Below are 18261 nucleotides of genomic sequence, written 5' to 3' on the forward strand. Positions count from 1 at the left end.
CGCTCAACGAAAGAGATCCACCGTTGTCTCAAGCGCTACATCGTGCGTGAACTCTACCCACTGATCATCAAGGATTTGCAGGCCGCCAGCACTTCGCCTTGACATAGGAGCGTCAATGCTGTCATGGAGCGCTTCTTCGGCTCACTGAAAAGCGAATGGCTGGCTGGCCAGCGATACTGGAGCCGACAGGCCGCACGCAGGGACGTGATCGAATACATCGAGATGGAGTACAACAGCTGCCGGCTCCACTCCACCCTGGGCTACCAGACGCCGAGGGAGATTGAATTGGCAGCTGCGGCTTGAAAATGTGTCCGCTCTGACTTGACCAGAACAGATCAGCATCGGTGATGAGACCCTTAAGGTCTTCCTCTTTGTCGGCACCCTCGGCTAGTTGTGATCTCTCGGTAGGTTGTTCATCCGGAACCCCACAGCTACTGGGGATTCCGCCGGTGGCCTGTGCGCCGTACCGCGCCCGTACCAAGGGCAAGGATGAGCGCGGCGTTGGCTATGTGAAGCGCAACGCCATCGCTGGCCGGACCTTCGCCTCCTGGGCGGCGATGGAGGCCCACCTGATCTGGTGGATGCGCGAGATCGCCAACCAGCGGGTACACGGACCCCCTGAGAGCTACCGTCGGTGCGCATCATCGCCGAGCAAGCCAGGCTGCAGCGGCTGAACGACTGGGCACCCTTCGAGCAGGCCCGATAACAGAGCCGTCGGGTTCAACGCGATTCTACCATGGAGGTCGACACCGACCACTACAGCGTGCCTTGGCGCCTGATCGGCGAGCCGGTCCAAGTCAACGTGACCGACGGTGAACTGCGGGTAAACCACGCTGGCCGCGAGGTGGCCCGCGACCCAAAGCTGGGCGGGCGCCGCCAGGTTCGCTGCCTGCCGGAGCACCTGCAGGGCATCGTCGGCTACTGGCCTGGAAGGGTTCGACTTCAGCGCCCAGCCTGCCGTCGATCCCGGTCAGATCCTCGAACTAGCCTGTGGACGCTGGATCGCCAACGGCGATGCCCTGCTGCTGCTAGGCCCGCCGGGGATGGGCAATAGCCACCTCGCCGTGGCACTGGGTCGGGAGCGTTCAAGGCCAGCTATTCGGTGCCGTTCACCACCGCCACGGCACTGATCACCCAATTGGTCCAGACCCATGCAATGGTGTCCTTGAGGAGCGGTTGAGGCATTTCGCCAGCCCAAGCTATTGATCATCGCCAAGCTGAGCTACCTACCGCTGGAACCGGGGGCGGCCAACCTGTTGTTCTTCCAACTGGTCACCCGGCGCTACTAACCCGGCAGCCTATTGGTCACCAGCAACTGTACGGACAGCTAGTGGGGGAGAGGTGCTCAGTGATGATGTGGTTCCCACTGCCATCCTCGACCGGCTACTACATCACAGTCACGTCATCACCATCGGAGGTGACAGTTACTGACTGCGGGCCAAGCGCAAGGCTGGGCTGGGCTGGGCTGGGCTGGGCTGGGCTGGGCTGGGCTGGGCTGGCCTGATTCCATCCACCATCACGAACAGGTCGTCAGAGGGTAAGGGGGAGCAGATTCAACTGTCGCAAGGAGGTCACTTTCTGGTGTCACTTGACATCGAGAAATGACACGCCGCAATGGCCGCTTGCTCACAAGGGACCGGAATGCCCAAGAATCTATACTAAAGTCGCATATCAGCCCTGTCGCTAGGCACATTAAGCTGAAATTGTTTTGCGAATCATATGTCCGCATAGCAGACTTTTAAGGCATACCCATAGAATTCCGCATGCTGGGTCCCTTAATCAAACGTGGATTGATTCAGCGCAACTATTCATCCGCACCTGAAATTAGCAATGACTAGTTTTCAGAAAATGACAATATGATCACGAAGAGGACTATATGAAACTCTCACTCCTTCTCAAGAGCATTCTTTCCACTTCGGTAGTCAGCTCCATTTTTATCAGCCAACTGGCATATGCCGAAAACGTTCGTCTACGCATGCACACCTTTTACGGGACAGAGCTTGACTCAATAGCCGAAGATTTTCGCGACTATGTGAGCAACGCTAGTGATGGCTCCATTCGCATCCAATTTCTACGCGGCGGCGAGCTTGTTGATAGTGACCAGTTTGTGGATGCAGTGGCACGTGGAACCATTGATATTGCCCACGGCGTGGGCAGCTACTGGCCAGGACGAGTAGGTATCGGCACGATCGAAAGCGGTCTGCCTGGTGCCTGGTTTAGCGTCGAAGAGGCGCGCGATATCTTCACCAATCAGGGGTTAGATGAGTTAGTTGCAGAAGCCTATGAAGAACAAGGGGTCAAGCTAATCGGTCGTGGCTACGGCAGCGATTACGGCCTGTTAACCAGCGAGCCGGTCACCAGCTTGGCTGATTTACGCGACATGCGTATTCGCTCCACCAGCTCAATCGCAACTGTGTTGGAGAACTTTGATATTCCAACAACATTCTTACCAGCTGAGGAGCTCTATGTCGCCCTTTCGACCGGCTTAGTCGACGGTGCCATCTATGGCGGGCCGTTGGACTATGAACAGCTTAAGCTCCACGAGGTTGCCCAGTACTATACTGATATCAACCTGCTCAACCCGGGGTGGACCGAGAGTGTACTAATCAACCCTGGTAGTTGGGAGCGTCTAACCGAAGAGCAAAAGGAGATCCTTAAAGGTGCGATTTCAAAGTACCTTGAGGATATCCACAACTGGCTGGAAGAGGGCAATCAGCGCATTATTAACGAAGGTGAGCTCTTCGAGTTCGCTAGGCTTCCGGAAAAAGATTCCCGGCGCTTGACTGAGGCTTCACTGCCTATTTGGGAAGCGGAAGCTAAGAAATCTGATCGCAACGCCCGCGCAGTGGAAATCCTGATCAACAACGCCATCGAGCAAGGACGGTTGAGTGAGTAAAGTCACCCTCTATATCAGGGTGCAAGATGGTCTTTCTGACTGGGTCGGGAGGGCCATCTCCTGGCTGACGCTAGGGATCATCGGTGTGCTTATCTTCGAAGTTATGGCTCGCTATATTCTCAATTCCCCCACTATCTGGGGGCATGAACTTTCGACCATGTTCTTCGGTGCACTCGGCATCCTGGCGGGTAGCTACACCCTTCGCCATCAAGGTCACGTGCGCAGCGACGTCATTTATCGTCTGCTACCTAGGCGTGCCCAGGCTCTCTGCGACCTAGTGATATTCACCCTTGCCCTAGTAGTGCTGGCAGTGGTTCTACGGATGGCAGTGGACTTCGCGTACCTCTCTTGGGAGATCGGCGAGTTCTCCAACAGCAGCGTTTGGCGCCCACCGCTCTGGCCAATCAAAGCTACCATCCCCCTAGCTGTGGGCCTGCTGATGCTGCAGTGCCTGGCCGAGTTGGTACGCGCCGCTCTGCGCCTGGCCGGCGTCACCTATCAGGACCCCCGCGACGACCCGGACGGTACAGCCCCATGAACGTCACATTGCGAACCTCCACACTCCTTGCATGCCAGCTGAGCATGCTGAAAGTAGGGCTTTATTATGATTGAACTCGAGCCCCTGACAATTACCGCCATCATGTTCTTCTCCATGCTGGTGCTCATGGCGATGGGAGCCCCTCTGGCCATAGCCCTGATGATATCAGGCATGGGCAGCGCTTATCTGATGTTTGGCCCGGGTGGTCTAGACCTGCTGCTAGCCTCGGCCTACAGCGCCATGGACAATTTCCTGCTGGTCTCACTGCCGCTGTTCATCTTCATGGGCCTGGTACTCGAAAGGTCGGGCATTACCGATGACCTCTTCGGGATGATCCACAAACTGATGGGCAGCATTCCTGGGGGCCTCGGCGTGGGCACGGTGCTAATCTGTGCGCTGATCGCTGCCATGGCCGGCGTCTCCGGCGCGGCCACGGTGAGCTTGGGTATCATCGCCCTACCCGCCATGCTCAAGCGCGGCTATCACAAGCGGCTGGTCACCGGTACCATCATGGCGGGGGGGGCTTTGGGCTTTCTGATCCCGCCCAGCGTGCTGATGATCGTCTACGCCTTCCTGGCCAGGGAGTCGGTAGGAAAGCTGTTTGCGGCCGGCCTGATGCCGGGCCTGATGCTGGCTGGTATCTACATGGCCTATATCCTGATCCGCTGCCGGCTCAAACCGGAGCTCGGACCTGCTACGCCGCCCGCAGAACGTTACTCGGCTAGGGAGAAGCTGCAGTCTTTGCGACATATCGTGGCGCCGGGGCTGCTGGTGGTAACCGTACTAGGCTGCATCATTGGTGGCGTGACCTCTCCCTCCGAAGCATCAGCGGTGGGCGCAGCGGGTGCTCTACTGATCGCCGCCATGCATGGCAAGCTCAGCTGGAACCTGCTGCGCTACGTGATGCTCAATACCACCAAAATCACAGGCATGCTGATCTGGATCGCCATTGCCGCAGTCTTTTTCAGCCGCATCTACATGGGCCTGGGAGCCGGAATGGTGTTTAGTGATCTGATTAGCGACTTCTCCCTGTCACCCTACACCGTGATCATCTTCATGCTCTTCAGCTTCTTCCTGCTGGGTATGTTCCTTGACGATTTCGCCATCCTCTTCATTACGGTGCCTGTTTACGTGCCCATCGTGCGCGAACTGGGCTTCGATACCATCTGGTTTGCAGTGCTGTTCATCCTGAGCATGCAGTCCGCCTACCTCACTCCCCCCTTCGGCTACAACCTCTTCTATATGAGGTCGGTCTCACCGAAGTCGATAAGTATTGTCGATATTTACCGCTCAGCACTTCCGTTTGTGGGGCTACAGGTCCTCGGGCTGGCGTTGATCGTGGCTTTCCCCAGGATCGCCCTGTGGCTGCCCAACTTTCTTTTCTAGTGTGGAATTTATTTCCGTTTGGTGTATATAGAGTTTTTAAAGGCGAAAAAAACTTTAAAGGATCGATGTTGAAAACATTCAACAAGAGCTCTTGGTTAAGTTTTTAAAAACTGATCAGAGTCAATTTTTAATCGAATAATATGAAAGCACTATAACTTACGTGGTCTATCGTAATATTAGGAGCCCTTTTATGCAGGTAGACGGCTATTCACGGCTCGAAAAACTCGTCGAAGCAGTTCAGGCTGACCAACTTAACGCGGACAAAGTTTTTACACTTTTAGACTTCACTGGAGCGAGACAGAAGGCCTCGCAGGCCTGCAGGGCACATGTGCGAGGGAGGTCATCGGTTGATGGATGGCTGATTTCGATCAAGGACAACATCGATCTGGAAAACTTCACGACTACAGCAGGTTCTGCCGCCTTTTTAGACGAAAAGCCGGCGACAAGTGATGCAACTATAGTTTCCCGATTGAGAGCCGCCGGAAGTATCATATTTGGCAAGACCAATATGACGGAAATCGCCTACTCAACACCCGGGATCAACCGGTATTTCGGAACGCCACTGAATCCGAGCCTCAGTGACGGCACCCTGAGGCTTTGCGGAGGCTCGTCTACAGGGGCTGCTGCCGCGCTCGCCCAAGGTTGGGGTGATGCCTCGATTGGGACCGACACGGCTGGGTCGGTTCGTATTCCAGCCGCTCTGTGTGGGCTCGTGGGTATTCGCCCGCGTCAGGCCCGTGTGCCAACCAAAGGCGTTCTTCCTCTGTCCATCTCCCTTGATAGCGTAGGGATTCTTGCGCCCACCGTTGATGCTGTAAGAAAAGTTTTTGCCGCGATCTCAAGCGAAGATGGAGAAAGATTATCTCCAAGCCGCCACCCACGCCTTTTGTTACCTGTCCACTTCTTCGAAAATCTAGATGCGGAAACTTCTCATGCATTCGAGGCGGCGCTAACTACACTGCGTCATGAAGGATGGGACATAGTGCGCGGCGAGTTATCATTATTCACAGATGCTTTTAAGATTGTTCGCAACGGAGGAATAATTGCATCGGAGGCATATTCTTTCCATAAATCACAGCTCGAAAAAAGATATGACCGGTATGAGAAAGTCACACTTTCCCGACTTCGTCTCGGGAAAGAGTGTTCAGCAGAAAATTACATCAACCTCCTCCAGCTTAGACAACTCCATATTGCTAAAGCGCAAGAACAGCTTGCCTCCTATGATGCTGTCCTCTTTCCAACCTGCCCAATCATAGCGCCAGAGGTTGACAACATCAAAAACGAAGAAAGCTTCCTCGAGCTTAACAACAAACTACTTAGACACACAGTATTTGCAAACATTTTTGATCTTCCAAGCGTTACATTACCCTGCCACTATCCAAGCCAGTGGCCAGTCGGGCTTAGCCTCATGAGCGCATCGCTGAACGAAGAGTCTCTCCTGTTCCTGGCAGAGATCACAGAAAAAATTCTGTCTAAATCAAGAGGAGTAAACACATGAATTCCGAGCAAGCTATAAACGAAATCGCCGGCGGGTATGGCAAGGCGCTTACCCTTCGAAAAGGTCAGAAAATAAAACTCATAAACACCTACGGTAGTCAAGTTGTGGATACTTGGGCGCTAAATCTAAACGATACCAGCGAGTATCTTTCAGTAGAGCATACGCGCAGGATGAATGGCAGGCTATTTCCCGAGCCCAGCGACTGTCTTTTCAGCAATCGGCGAACAAAAATGATTCTTATTGAAGAGGACACTTCTCCTGGCAACCACGACATGTTATATGCATGTTGTGATAAATGGCTCTATAAAAATTATGGATGCCAGGCTGGCCACCGCAATTGCCGTGACAATTTTTTTGAAGCTCTTTTTGAGGCAGGATTTGACGCTACGACTGTTCCAAACCCTCTTAATCTTTGGATGAACGTCCCAGTTACAGAGAATCGGAATATAAAAATTAGCCATCCAACAAGCAAGCCCAATGATTATATAGTTTTCACTGCCCTTATTGACTGTATCCTTGTACTATCTGCATGCCCAATGGACGTCACGCCCGTAAATGGCGCGGACTGCACGCCGAAAAATGTCCACTACTTGATCATCTAGGGGAATGCTTTATCAATCCCGCCGCAGCTGCCTGGCAGCTGTCGGCGGGGTAAATATGGTTACCCTGCTGTCACCTGACCGGGCCAACCGATAAAGCAGATCTCTCTAGCCCAGGCAGTGAACCCTGAATTCAAGCAATAAGTGCAGCACCTGTTGTGCCTATGTCGCCTTAGCACTCCCCTAGAAACACCTAATCATGAACTTCGGATCACGCTATGGCGCACCAAGTAATATAGCGATACCTTGCCCCACGCCGACGCACATCGTGCACAGTGCGTAGCGCTTACCGTTCTTCTGAAGCTCATGGGCGGCAGTCATCAGCAGACGCGCACCGGACATGCCCAGGGGGTGGCCGAGGGCAATGGCGCCGCCATTGGGGTTGACCCGCGGGTCGTCGTCAGCAATCCCCAAGTCGCGCATGCAGGCCAGTGCCTGGGCGGCGAAGGCCTCGTTGAGCTCGATGAGGTCGATCTCATCGAGCGACACGCCGGTCCTCGCTAGCAGGCGGTTGACCGCCGGCACCGGGCCGTAGCCCATGATGCGCGGTTCGACCCCGGCGGTGGCCATGCCGAGGATCCTCGCCATGGGCGTCAGGCCATGCTGCTCAACCGCCGCCTGGCTGGCCACCAGCATGGCGGCGGCGCCATCGTTGACCCCGGAGGCGTTGCCGGCGGTGACGCTGCCGCCCTCGCGGAAGGGCGTGGGCAGGCCGGCGAGCTTCTCGAGACTGGTTTCGCGCAGGTGCTCGTCCTTATCGAAGATCAGCGGTTCCTGCTTGCGCCGGGGAACTTTGATCGGCGTGATCTCCTCGGCGAAGCGGCCGGCCGCCTGCGCGGCGGCGGCCTTTTGCTGGGAGCGCAGGGCGAAGGCGTCCTGGTCCTCGCGGGAGATGCTGAACTGCTCGGCCACGTTCTCGGCGGTCTCCGGCATGGAGTCGACGCCGTAGGCCTGCTTCATCTGCGGGTTGATGAAGCGCCAGCCGATGGTGGTGTCCTCGATCTTCTGGCCGCGGGAGAAGGCGCCGTCGGCCTTGCCCAGCACGTAGGGAGCGCGGGACATGGACTCCACGCCGCCGGCGAGGGCCAGGCCCATCTCGCCGGCCTTGATGGCGCGGAAGGCGGTGCCCACCGCGTCCATGCCGGAGCCGCACAGGCGATTTAGGGTGGTGCCGGGCACCGAGGACGGCAGGCCCGCCAGTAGCGACGCCATGCGCGCCACGTTGCGGTTGTCCTCGCCGGCCTGGTTGGCGCAGCCCATGAAGACCTCTTCAATGGCAGCAGGGTCCAGCTCGGGCGCTTGCGCCAGCACCGCCTTGAAGATGGTGGCAGCGAAATCGTCGGAGCGCACGCTGGAAAGGGTGCCACCGAAGCGGCCCACGGCGGTTCTCCGCGGATGGCAGAGGTAAACGTCGGTCATAACACGCTCCATTCGATGAAGATGTGTGCTCACATATTCGGATAGTTGGGCCCGCCGCCGCCCTCCGGCGCCACCCAGGTGATGTTCTGGGCCGGGTCCTTGATGTCGCAGGTCTTGCAGTGCACGCAGTTCTGGAAGTTGATCTGGAACCTCGGCGTGCCGTCGTCGTCCTCGACCACCTCGTAGACCCCGGCCGGGCAATAATGCTGAGCCGGCTCGGCGTACTCGGGCAGGTTATCGCGGATCGGCAGCTCCGGATCGGTGAGTTTCAGGTGGCAGGGCTGGTCCTCCTCGTGATTGGTGTTGGAGAGGAACACCGAGGAGAGCTTGTCGAAGGAGAGCGTGCCGTCCGGCTTGGGGTAGTCGATCTTCTCGCACTCGGCCGCCTTCTTGAGCGTCGCATGATCCGGGGTGGTGTCGTGCAGGGTCGGCAACTTGCCGCCGACGAGCTGGTCGAGGAAGTTGTAGGCGCCGCCGAGCACGGTGCCGTACTTGTGGATCGCCGGTCCGAAGCTGCGGCTCTCGTCGAGTTCCTGGTAGGCCCAGCTGGCCTGCCATTTGCCCTCGAAGGTGGTCAGATCGGCGCCGCCCTCGTCGCCGGCCGCGTTTGCGTCACTATCGTTGAGCGCCTCGAAGACCGTCTCGGCGGCCACCATGCCGGACTTCATGGCGGTGTGCAGGCCCTTGATCTTGGCGAAGTTCAGGGTGCCGGCATCGCAGCCGATCAACAGGCCGCCGGGGAAGGTCATCTTCGGCAGGCAGTTGAGCCCGCCCTTAGCGATGGCCCGGGCCCCGTAGGCGACCCGCTTGCCGCCCTCGAGATACTGCTTGAGCACCGGATGGTGCTTCATGCGCTGGAACTCGTCGAAGGGCGACAGCCAGGGGTTCTGGTAGGAGAGGTCCATGATCAGGCCGACCACCACCTGGGCATTCTCGGCATGATAGAGGAACCAGCCGCCTTGGGTGTGCTTGTCCAGCGGCCAGCCGGAACCGTGCAGCACCAGGCCCGGTTCGTGCTTGTCGGCGGGGATATCCCACAGCTCCTTGAGGCCGATGCCGTAGTGCTGGGGATCCTTGCCGGCCGCCAGGTCGAAGCGCTCGATCAGCCGCTTGCCGAGGTGGCCCCGGGCGCCCTCGGCGAACAGGGTGTACTTGGCGCGCAGCTCCATGCCGGGCATATGGCCGTCCTTGGGCTGACCGTCGGCGCCCACGCCCATATCGCCGACCAGGATGCCCTTGACCACCTCGTCCTCGATGATCAGCTCCTGGGCGGCGAAGCCGGGGAACACCTCGACGCCGAGTTCCTCGGCCTGCTCGGCCAACCAGCGGCACAGGTTGCCGGCGCTGATCACGTAGCGGGTGAGGTCGCCGCCGGTGTTGTGCATGCTCTTGGGCACCAGGGCGTTGGGCAGCTTCTGGCCCTTCTCGGCGTCCTTGAGCAGGTAGAGCTCGTCGCGGATGGCGGGGGTGGTCAGCGGCGCGCCGCGCTCCTTCCAGTCGGGGAACAGCTCCTGCAGGGCGCGGGGCTCGAAGACCGCCCCGGAGAGGATGTGGGCGCCGACCTCGGAGCCCTTCTCTACCACGCACACGGTCAGCTCTTGCTCGGCCTCCTGGGCCTGCTGCATCAGGCGGCAGGCCGCGGCCAGGCCCGACGGCCCGGCGCCGACGATGACCACGTCAAAGTCCATGGACTCGCGTTCGTTTTCTGACGCCATGTTCTGCCCCCTTGGAGAAAAAAGTCGGCGGCGACGGCACGCGCTACCACCGACAATCGGAGAGAGTACTACTGAATCAAGCTCGCCCTAACAGCTTGCTTTCCAGCTCTGGCAGGGCCTCAAACAGATCCGCGACCAGGCCATAGTCGGCGACCTGGAAGATTGGAGCCTCCTCGTCTTTGTTGATGGCGACGATCACCTTGGAGTCCTTCATGCCCGCCAGGTGCTGGATGGCACCCGAGATACCCACGGCGATATACAGCTCCGGGGCGACGATCTTGCCGGTCTGACCGACCTGCATGTCGTTGGGCACGAAGCCGGCGTCCACCGCGGCGCGCGAGGCGCCGATCGCCGCCCCCAGCTTGTCGGCGATGCCCTCGAGGAGCTTGAAATTGTCGCCGCTGCCCATGCCGCGGCCGCCGGAGACAACCACCTTGGCGGCGCCCAGCTCGGGCCGGTCGCTCTCGGCCAGTTCCTCCTTGACGAAGGTGGACTGGGCGTTGTCGGCGACGACGTCGACGGCTTCGATGACGGCGCTGCCGCCCTCGGCGACCGCATCGAAGGCAGTGGCGCGCACGGTGATCACTTTCAGGGCGTCGTCGCTCTGCACGGTGGCGATGGCGTTGCCGGCGTAGATCGGCCGCTTGAAGGTGTCGGCACTCTCGACCGTGATGATCTCGGAGAGCTGCGCCACGTCCTTCAGCGCCGCGACCCGCGGCAGCACGTTCTTGCCGGCGGTGGAGGCCGCTGCCAGCAGGTGGCTGTAGTCGTCGGCCAGTTCGGCCAGCAGCGCGCCCATGGGCTCGGCGAGCTGGTGGGCATAGACGGCGTGGTCGGCGACGCAAACGCGGCTCACGCCGTCGAGCTTGGCGGCCGCCTCGGCGATGGCGGAGACGTTCTCACCGGCCACCAGCACGTCGATGTCGCCACCGATCTCTTTAGCCGCGGCGACCACGTGTGCGGTGGCGCCGGCCAGGGCACCGTCATGGTGTTCGGCTAGGACGAGAATGCTCATGAGATCACCTTGGCTTCGTTCTTGAGTTTGTCCACGAGTTCATCGACGGAGCCCACCTTGATGCCGCCCTGGCGCTCGGCCGGCGGCTCGACCTTGACCAGCTTGACCTTGGAGGCCACCTCGATGCCGAGGTCCGCCGGGGTCTTGACGTCCATCGGCTTCTTCTTGGCCCTCATGATGTCGGGCAGTTTGGCGTAGCGCGGCTCGTTGAGGCGCAGGTCGGTGGTGACGATCGCCGGCAGGGTCAGTTCGACGGTCTGCAGGCCGCCGTCGATCTCGCGGGTCACCTTGGCCTTTTCGCCCTCGACGACTACCGCGGAAGCGAAGGTGCCCTGGGGCAGCCCGGTCAGCGCCGCCAGCATCTGGCCGGTCTGGTTGTTGTCGGTGTCGATGGCTTGCTTGCCGAGGATCGTGAGGCCCGGCTGCTCCTCCTCGACGATCTTGGCCAGCGCCTTGGCGGCACCCAGCGACTCGAGCCGCTCGTCGGTCTCGACGTGTACGGCGCGATCGGCGCCCAGTGCCAGCGCGGTACGCAGCTGCTCCTGGGTGGCCTTGGGCCCAACGGAAGCGACGACCACCTCGGTGGCCACGCCCTTCTCCTTCAGGCGCACTGCCTCTTCCACTGCGATCTCGCAGAAGGGGTTCATGGCCATCTTGACATTGGTGAGGTCGACGTCGGAATGATCTGGCTTGACCCGGATCTTGACGTTGTAGTCGATGACGCGTTTGACCGCGATGAGGACTTTCATCAGCACTCCTCAGTAATTCTCAAAACTCTTGGAAAAAATTAACCCACCACACCGTCGATTTTGAGTTGCGACAACTTCTCTGGGGAGAGATCAAGGTATTCGGCCAGCACATCGTCAGTATCCTGCCCCAGAAGTGGCGCAGGTCTTTTGTACTCCACCGGAGTATCAGACAGATGAATCGGGCTGCCGACCATCGTGAAATCAGGGTTCATAGAGTGGGGTATATTAACCAGCATTCCACGTGCACCCACCTGAGGTTCGGCAAGAGCATCGGCGACATTGTTAATGACTCCAACCGGAACTTTGACTTTGCTTATCTTTTCTACCCACACCTCAGCGGCATCGAATTTGAAATGTTCCGAAAGAATTTTGGTGATCGCATCTCGGTTTCTGACGCGATTTTCATTTTTCGAAAACCGGGGATCTGCGGACAGTTCTGGCAACCCAATGGCTTCACATAAAGCCGAAAATTGTGAATCATTGCCACAAGCGATGATGAAGTCCTTGTCGCTCGCATGGAAAGAGTTATAAGGAACGATGTTGGCATGCGCGTTACCATAACGTCCAGGTGAAACACCGGTGCTGAGATAGTTCTGGCTCTGGTTCCCCAGTGCGGCTACCTGCACATCCAGCAGCGCCATGTCGCAATGCTGGCCACGGCCCGTCTTTTGACGTGCCAGCAGAGCAGCCTGGATAGCAATAACAGAGTAAAGACCCGTCATTACGTCGGTGACGGCTACTCCCACCTTCTGCGGACCACCACCTGGGAGGCCATCACGCTCCCCGGTGATGCTCATCAATCCTCCCATGCCCTGGATGATGAAATCATAGCCGGGCTCCTGAGCGCGAGGCCCTGTCTGACCGAAGCCTGTAATGGAGCAATAAACTAGCCTGGGGTTGAGCTTAGAGATTGATTCATAATCAAGCCCGTACTTCTTCAATGATCCTGCCTTGAAGTTTTCGATAAGCACATCGCTCTCTGTGGCCAAAGCACGGATGATCTCTTGGCCTTTCTTGGTGGCAATATCAATAGCCACAGACCGTTTGTTTCGGTTAGTAGACTGATAGTATGAAGATTCCTGCGTCCAATTTTTTTGAGCATCTTTCATATAAGGGGGGCCCCAGGCTCGGGTATCATCCCCATGATCAACACGCTCTACCTTGACGATATCTGCGCCAAGGTCAGCCAGTATCTGGCTGCACCAAGGGCCGGCCAGCACACGACTCAAGTCAAGCACTCTAATTCCCGTTAGTGCTCCCATAGAACTCTCCCCACTGTCACCAACATGGTGAGTCTCCAATATCATCGACCAATTGGCGCCACGTGAAGCAGTGAAACACCAAGCGTGGCTCGACGGCGCAACCAAAGGCTTGGCCGATAACGAGGGTCTCCAGTCAATGTGTGGATACGATCCAATATCCCAAGCACCCGCTTCGCTCCCAGCCCATCTCCCCAAGCCAGGGGCCCCTGAGGATAGTTGAGCCCTAGCCTGACGGCATTATCGATATCGACAGGAGTAGCAATTTCGCGCTGAGCGATTTCGCAGGCCAAATTGACCACTGACGCCAGCACACGCTGCGAGACAAATCCAGCACTGTCACGAATGACCGTCACTCCGCTACCATCCGATGCCAGTAGCGCATGAGCCGCGTCACGCATTTCCTGTCGAGTGACCGGTGTCATCATTAGCGTGCGATGACGCTCAAGCCCCAGGAAGACATCGAGGCAGAGTGTACGTTCGGGGTCGACGCCGAAGTGCTGACTCGCACTCACGGCATCGTCACCAAAGGGGAGCAACAAGCAGAGCGACTGTTCAGAGGGTGAGTCTGTCGGCTCCACTCGCCCGCCGAGTGACTCCAGCAGCGTCGCGACTTCTGCACGCAGGTCGGCATCCTCACCCCCCACCCAGACCGGTGGTAACTCGCTGACATCTGGTACCGGCTGTGGCGTCAATGCCTCAATTTTCCTGCCTGCCTCATAGCGGTAGAAGCCAACCTCTGTCTTGCGCCCCAGTCGGTTACCATTCAGCATCTGCCGGGAGATAGAGGAAGGTCGATAACGCGGATCGTGATAGAACTGTTCGAAGATCGACTCCATCGCAGGATGCGAGACATCCAAGCCGGTCAGATCAAAAAGCTCGAGCGGCCCCATCCGAAACCCGGCCTCCTCGTGAAGAATCCGATCGATGTCCTCTGGTGGCGCTACCCGCTCCTCAAGAATCTTCAGCCCTTCTGTGCTGTAAGCGCGTCCTGCATGGTTGACGATGAAACCGGGGGTATCTTGGGCACGCACGCCGGTGTGTCCGAGCCGGCTTGCCAACACCAGCAGGGCGTCAACAACAGTCTCGTCGGTATCGATCCCACCAATCACCTCGATGACCTTCATCAGCGGCACGGGATTGAAGAAGTGGAAGCCGGCAACTCGGCCAGGACAAGCTAGATCCGCGGCAATAGACGTGACCGAAAGTGACGAGGTATTGGTCGCTAGAATGCAATCGCGGGCCACTATTGCCTCCAGCTCGGCGAACAGAGCCTGCTTGACGCCAAGGTCCTCGACGACTGCCTCGATGACCAAGTCGCAATCCGCCAGGGCCATCATCGAGTCGACGACGAATAGGTGGGCCAAGGCCACCTCGGCAGACTCACGAGAAAGCTTGCCCTTGCTCACCAGTTTGTCGAATGTCACCTGCAGGCCATCACGTGCGGCTCTGGCAGCCCCGTCACGCTTGTCGAACAGCGCGACCTCGAGACCGGCCTGAGCTGCGATCTGAGCGATCCCTGCGCCCATCACACCAGTGCCAACGATCCCCAGCCGATTCACTTGTCCTGCATTCATGACTCCCCCCGATAGGCCGGTTTGCGCTTCTCGATGAAGGCGGCAGCCCCTTCCTTCTGATCCTTGGTGTCGAACAGCATCTGGAAGGCCTTCCGCTCGAGGAGCAGCGCACTCTCAAGCGGCAGGTCGGCACCGGCGAGCACCGTCTCCTTGATCTGCTCCACGGCTAAGGCCGGCAGATGTGCAATTTCCTGAGCCAATGCCTTGGCACGCTCGAGCGCCTGCTCATCGGGGACGACCTCGCTGACTAACCCCATACGCAGTGCATCGGGCGCCGATACCAGGCAGCCGGTCATCAGCATGCGCATCGCCTGAAACTTGCCCACCGCCCGTACCAGGCGTTGGGTCCCTCCAGCGCCAGGCATCAGGCCAAGTTTGACTTCAGGTTGCCCGAACCGAGCAGACTCGCCGGCCACGATGATGTCGCAGTGCATGGCAAGCTCACAGCCGCCGCCCAGAGCGAAGCCGTTGACCGCAGCAATCAGCGGCTTGGGGCAATGCCCAATGGGCTCCCAGAACCGCTCGTTGTAGCGCAAATGCATCTCGGTCGGCGACGCCATGGCGAACTCCTTGACGTCAGCACCGGCCACAAACACCTGCTCACCTCCTGTCAGCACGATAGCCCGCACGTCATCACGCCGAGCCAGGGAGGAGAACAACTCGGCAAGCTGACGCCTGACGGCGCCGTTGAGGGCATTCTTGGCGGATGGCCGATCAATGCGAACCACCGCCACCCCTTCGTCGAGCGAGGCAAGATATACCTCGGCGGGCTGCTGCTTGTCGTTCATGCACCACCTCACAGTAAAAATGATCGCCATACGGACATTTATTTTGCTATACTCGTTAACCTACACAGTTTGGCGGAAAGCTGTCAACGACATCGCAGTGCAGCCCATGCGTGGCCTTGTGGTCTTCGGGGAGGGATGTAGAAACAGCGCTCGCGTCGGCCCTATGGCGATCACAATCTTTCATAATGTTCGCTAAGCGAACTATAAGACTGCATAGTTGACATCATAAAGGCGGCGTGTGCATACTTTCATGACTGCTATCCGCCCTGGGAGCGAAGACACAGTGAATAAAAAAGACAGCCAGAGCGATTTTCAAATCGTGGTGGACCCTATCCATGCAATGGAAGAGCAGGAGAAGGATCGACAATTCGTGACTTCGTTGGCGCGGGGGCTGGAGCTGCTGCGCTGCTTCACACCGCGCGATAGCATGCTTAGCAACCTAGACTTGGCTAGAAAGACAGGGCTGCCACGACCCACCGTAAGCCGGCTGACCCACACCCTGGCCAGACTTGGCTATCTCCGCCCCCTGCCGCGCGGGAAGTACCAACTGGACGTAGGCGTGATGTCCTTTGGCTACTCCATGATCTCCAACCTGCCGATTCGCTCCGTTGCACAGCCTTTGATGGTGAACCTCGCCGATGAAGTCGGCGCCACCGTGGCTATGTCCGCACGTGACCGTTTAGATATGGTCTACCTGGACGTTGTCCAGAGTGCCCTTCGCTCCACTATTCGCCGGCAGATCGGAACACGCCTCCCGATTCATCAAAGCTCTGCCGGTCGCGCCTGCCTGGCCGCTATGCCACGAGAAGAAGCCGAGGTGATCATGGAGCATCTTCAGCAAAGCCACCCTGTCGAGTGGCCGGACATTCGCAGAGCACTGGATGGTGCCTTCAAAGAGTACGCAGAATATGGCTATTGCCTGTCGATGGGCGATTGGCAGAAAAAGGTAAATGCGGTTGCGGTTCCTATGAACCATCCATTGTTAGGCGTACTGGCGTTCAACTGTGGAGGCCCCGAATTTCAGGTTTCTCGCGAGAAGCTTGAGGATTTTATTGGACCACGGCTGGTACAGATGGTGAATGACATCAATACCCAGATCTCGTAGACAGCGGGATAAGCACTGACCAGCAAGCCAGCACATCAGCGAGGTGAAATCATGATTCGCGACCAGGAAACAATGCAGATTCTTCTCAACTCTATCAGAAGCTTTGTCGACGAAGAGCTTATTCCACGAGAAGAAGAAGTTGCCGAGACCGACCAAATCCCTGAAGACATCGTATCTCAAATGCGAGATATGGGAATGTTTGGACTTACCATTCCGGAGGAGTTTGGTGGCCTCGGAGTAACAATGGAGGAGGAAGTTAGTATCGCCTTCGAACTTGGCAGAACCTCACCCGCCTTCCGCTCCTTCATCGGAACAAACAACGGTATCGGCTCAATTGGTATTCTTCTCGACGGTACAGATGAGCAAAAATCACGGTACCTCCCACGTCTAGCCAGCGGGGAAATTCTCAGCTCTTTCTGCCTGACAGAACCCGACTCAGGATCCGATGCAGCGTCATTAAGGACTACCGCTGTAAAGGAAGGTGATGAATACATTATCAATGGTACAAAGCGCTACATCACCAACGCACCACATGCCGGTATCTTCACCGTCATGGCACGTACCAACCCGGATATCAAAGGCGCAAAAGGCATCAGCGCTTTCATTGTAGATGCGGATACTGCCGGCATCACCATTGGAAAATGCGATAAGAAGATGGGCCAGAAGGGGGCTCACACTGCAGATGTCATCTTCGACAATGTCCGTGTTCCAGCTAAAGCTCTGATAGGCGAACAGGAAGGTGTTGGCTTCAAGACCGCGATGAAGGTGCTGGACAAGGGTCGCCTGCATATTGCAGCTATTTCAGTTGGTGCTGCCGAGCGTATTTTAGAGGACTCACTTCGCTTCGCTATTGAACGCAAGCAATTCCGCAAGCCGATCGCCGAGTTCCAGCTGATCCAGGGGATGCTGGCCGACTCCAAGGCGGAGATCTACGCCGCCAGGTGCATGGTCCTAGATGCCGCTCGCAAGCGCGACGCAGGGCAAAACGTCGGTACCGAGGCGTCCTGTGCCAAGATGTTTGCCACGGAAATGTGCAGCCGAGTCGCCGACAGGGGCGTCCAGATCCATGGCGGCGCCGGCTACATCAGTGAGTACGCTGTCGAGCGGTTCTACCGTGATGTCAGGCTCTTCCGCCTGTACGAGGGAACGACCCAGATCCAGCAGGTGATCATCTCACGCAACATGATTCGTGAGGCACAAGAATAACCGTCGACTCCCGATCCTGAATTCAAGCAATTTTTTAGACCTGCGCCTACGTCACGTGCCCTATACCCCGGGCCTCATCCAGTCGAATGCCTGAATTTAAGCAATAAGCGCAGCACCTATGGTGTTCAGGGCTCCTGAGTATTGCCCCAGAAGTACCTGTGCAGGTGTGCAGCCGGTCAACGACGGTGGCGATCATGCTGGGCAAGTGCTTCGTCCACTTCCAGGCGGTGTACCGCCGGTGATCACTACGGGCCTGCGCCTGTTCGGGGTCGTAGCCGCTGGCGGTGACTGATGCCTAAGTCATAGTGGACGTGGATATGGTATCGTTGGGTCTGGGTCAGCTATCGGTATCCCATGCTTTGCTTCACTTTGGTCGGTATAGCAGGGAGGGAACCGGCGCTGGCCCTCCTACCGCTACCGCGTGGTCCAAAGTGCTGCGGTTATTCTATGAATTCAGGATGTCAAAGCTAAGTTTAGATGTCCGGGTTTGGGAAAAGTTGAAATATCAGTT

General features: G+C 57.8%; 17 protein-coding genes and 3 pseudogenes. 12 read left to right on the top strand and 8 right to left on the bottom strand.

Annotation, left to right across the window (positions count from 1 at the left end; genetic code table 11):
- Window positions 1-114 precede the first annotated feature (114 nt).
- The 10 genes and pseudogenes from ACPF7Z_RS08205 to ACPF7Z_RS08250 all read left to right on the top strand — a co-directional run.
- Window positions 115-303: pseudogene (locus ACPF7Z_RS08205) on the top strand (IS3 family transposase); the annotation flags it as partial.
- A 146-nt stretch (window positions 304-449) separates the two neighbouring features.
- Window positions 450-674: a hypothetical protein gene (locus ACPF7Z_RS08210; RefSeq protein WP_425192789.1), complete on the top strand. Its 225-nt coding sequence runs from the start codon at window positions 450-452 to the stop codon at window positions 672-674.
- Between the two features lie 47 nt (window positions 675-721).
- Window positions 722-874, top strand: a pseudogene (locus tag ACPF7Z_RS08215) (Mu transposase domain-containing protein); the annotation flags it as partial.
- Between the two features lie 100 nt (window positions 875-974).
- Window positions 975-1130 carry an ATP-binding protein gene (locus ACPF7Z_RS08220; RefSeq protein ID WP_425192903.1) on the top strand — a complete coding sequence of 52 codons (156 nt, stop codon included), beginning with the start codon at window positions 975-977 and terminating at the stop codon, window positions 1128-1130.
- Between the two features lie 226 nt (window positions 1131-1356).
- The gene (locus tag ACPF7Z_RS08225) at window positions 1357-1431 is read left to right on the top strand and encodes an ATP-binding protein (protein WP_425192904.1); all 75 of its coding nucleotides are present in this window, start codon (window positions 1357-1359) and stop codon (window positions 1429-1431) included.
- Between the two features lie 445 nt (window positions 1432-1876).
- A complete protein-coding gene (dctP, locus tag ACPF7Z_RS08230) occupies window positions 1877-2896 on the top strand; it encodes a TRAP transporter substrate-binding protein DctP (protein WP_425192790.1) in 1020 nt (339 codons plus the stop codon).
- Window positions 2889-3434 carry a TRAP transporter small permease subunit gene (locus ACPF7Z_RS08235; protein ID WP_425192791.1) on the top strand — a complete coding sequence of 182 codons (546 nt, stop codon included), beginning with the start codon at window positions 2889-2891 and terminating at the stop codon, window positions 3432-3434. The genes dctP and ACPF7Z_RS08235 overlap by 8 nt, the downstream gene beginning before the upstream one ends.
- Window positions 3435-3500: 66 nt before the next feature.
- Complete coding sequence (locus ACPF7Z_RS08240) at window positions 3501-4820, top strand: TRAP transporter large permease (protein WP_045992687.1); 1320 nt, start codon at window positions 3501-3503, stop codon at window positions 4818-4820.
- Between the two features lie 190 nt (window positions 4821-5010).
- Window positions 5011-6318: an amidase family protein gene (locus tag ACPF7Z_RS08245; protein ID WP_425192792.1), complete on the top strand. Its 1308-nt coding sequence runs from the start codon at window positions 5011-5013 to the stop codon at window positions 6316-6318.
- Window positions 6315-6920 (top strand): DUF1989 domain-containing protein, encoded by a 606-nt coding sequence (locus ACPF7Z_RS08250; protein ID WP_425192793.1) that lies wholly within the window; start codon window positions 6315-6317, stop codon window positions 6918-6920. Before ACPF7Z_RS08245 ends, ACPF7Z_RS08250 begins: the two co-directional genes overlap by 4 nt.
- Before the next feature lie 213 nt (window positions 6921-7133).
- Here ACPF7Z_RS08250 and pcaF read toward each other — a convergent pair whose 3' ends face one another.
- The 7 genes from pcaF to ACPF7Z_RS08285 all read right to left on the bottom strand — a co-directional run bounded on the left by pcaF (window position 7134) and on the right by ACPF7Z_RS08285 (window position 15439).
- Window positions 7134-8336 (bottom strand): 3-oxoadipyl-CoA thiolase, encoded by a 1203-nt coding sequence (pcaF, locus tag ACPF7Z_RS08255; protein ID WP_425192794.1) that lies wholly within the window; start codon window positions 8334-8336, stop codon window positions 7134-7136.
- 29 nt (window positions 8337-8365) lie between these two features.
- Window positions 8366-10051, bottom strand: a complete 1686-nt coding sequence (locus tag ACPF7Z_RS08260; RefSeq protein ID WP_425192795.1) for an electron transfer flavoprotein-ubiquinone oxidoreductase — start codon at window positions 10049-10051, stop codon at window positions 8366-8368.
- A gap of 76 nt (window positions 10052-10127) precedes the next feature.
- Window positions 10128-11066, bottom strand: coding sequence for an electron transfer flavoprotein subunit alpha/FixB family protein (locus ACPF7Z_RS08265; RefSeq protein WP_425192796.1), 939 nt, complete (start codon window positions 11064-11066; stop codon window positions 10128-10130).
- Window positions 11063-11815 (bottom strand): electron transfer flavoprotein subunit beta/FixA family protein, encoded by a 753-nt coding sequence (locus ACPF7Z_RS08270; protein ID WP_425192797.1) that lies wholly within the window; start codon window positions 11813-11815, stop codon window positions 11063-11065. Before ACPF7Z_RS08270 ends, ACPF7Z_RS08265 begins: the two co-directional genes overlap by 4 nt.
- Window positions 11816-11853: 38 nt before the next feature.
- The gene (locus tag ACPF7Z_RS08275) at window positions 11854-13077 is read right to left on the bottom strand and encodes a CaiB/BaiF CoA transferase family protein (RefSeq protein ID WP_425192798.1); all 1224 of its coding nucleotides are present in this window, start codon (window positions 13075-13077) and stop codon (window positions 11854-11856) included.
- 41 nt (window positions 13078-13118) lie between these two features.
- Entirely contained in the window at window positions 13119-14651 is a 1533-nt protein-coding gene (locus ACPF7Z_RS08280) for a 3-hydroxyacyl-CoA dehydrogenase (RefSeq protein ID WP_425192799.1), read from the bottom strand.
- Window positions 14648-15439 carry an enoyl-CoA hydratase gene (locus ACPF7Z_RS08285; protein WP_425192800.1) on the bottom strand — a complete coding sequence of 264 codons (792 nt, stop codon included), beginning with the start codon at window positions 15437-15439 and terminating at the stop codon, window positions 14648-14650. Before ACPF7Z_RS08285 ends, ACPF7Z_RS08280 begins: the two co-directional genes overlap by 4 nt.
- A 283-nt stretch (window positions 15440-15722) precedes the next feature.
- On the opposite strand from ACPF7Z_RS08285, the gene ACPF7Z_RS08290 reads away from it, so the two are divergent.
- Complete coding sequence (locus ACPF7Z_RS08290) at window positions 15723-16544, top strand: IclR family transcriptional regulator (RefSeq protein ID WP_425192801.1); 822 nt, start codon at window positions 15723-15725, stop codon at window positions 16542-16544.
- Window positions 16545-16595: 51 nt separating this feature from the next.
- A complete protein-coding gene (locus ACPF7Z_RS08295; RefSeq protein WP_045992696.1) occupies window positions 16596-17750 on the top strand; it encodes an acyl-CoA dehydrogenase family protein in 1155 nt (384 codons plus the stop codon).
- Between the two features lie 169 nt (window positions 17751-17919).
- Here ACPF7Z_RS08295 and ACPF7Z_RS08300 read toward each other — a convergent pair.
- A pseudogene (locus ACPF7Z_RS08300) lies at window positions 17920-18091 on the bottom strand (IS30 family transposase); the annotation flags it as partial.
- Between the last annotated feature and the right edge of the window lie 170 nt (window positions 18092-18261).

The organism is Halomonas sp. GXIMD04776 (assembly GCF_049808615.1).
Classification (GTDB): Bacteria; Pseudomonadota; Gammaproteobacteria; order Pseudomonadales; family Halomonadaceae; genus Modicisalibacter.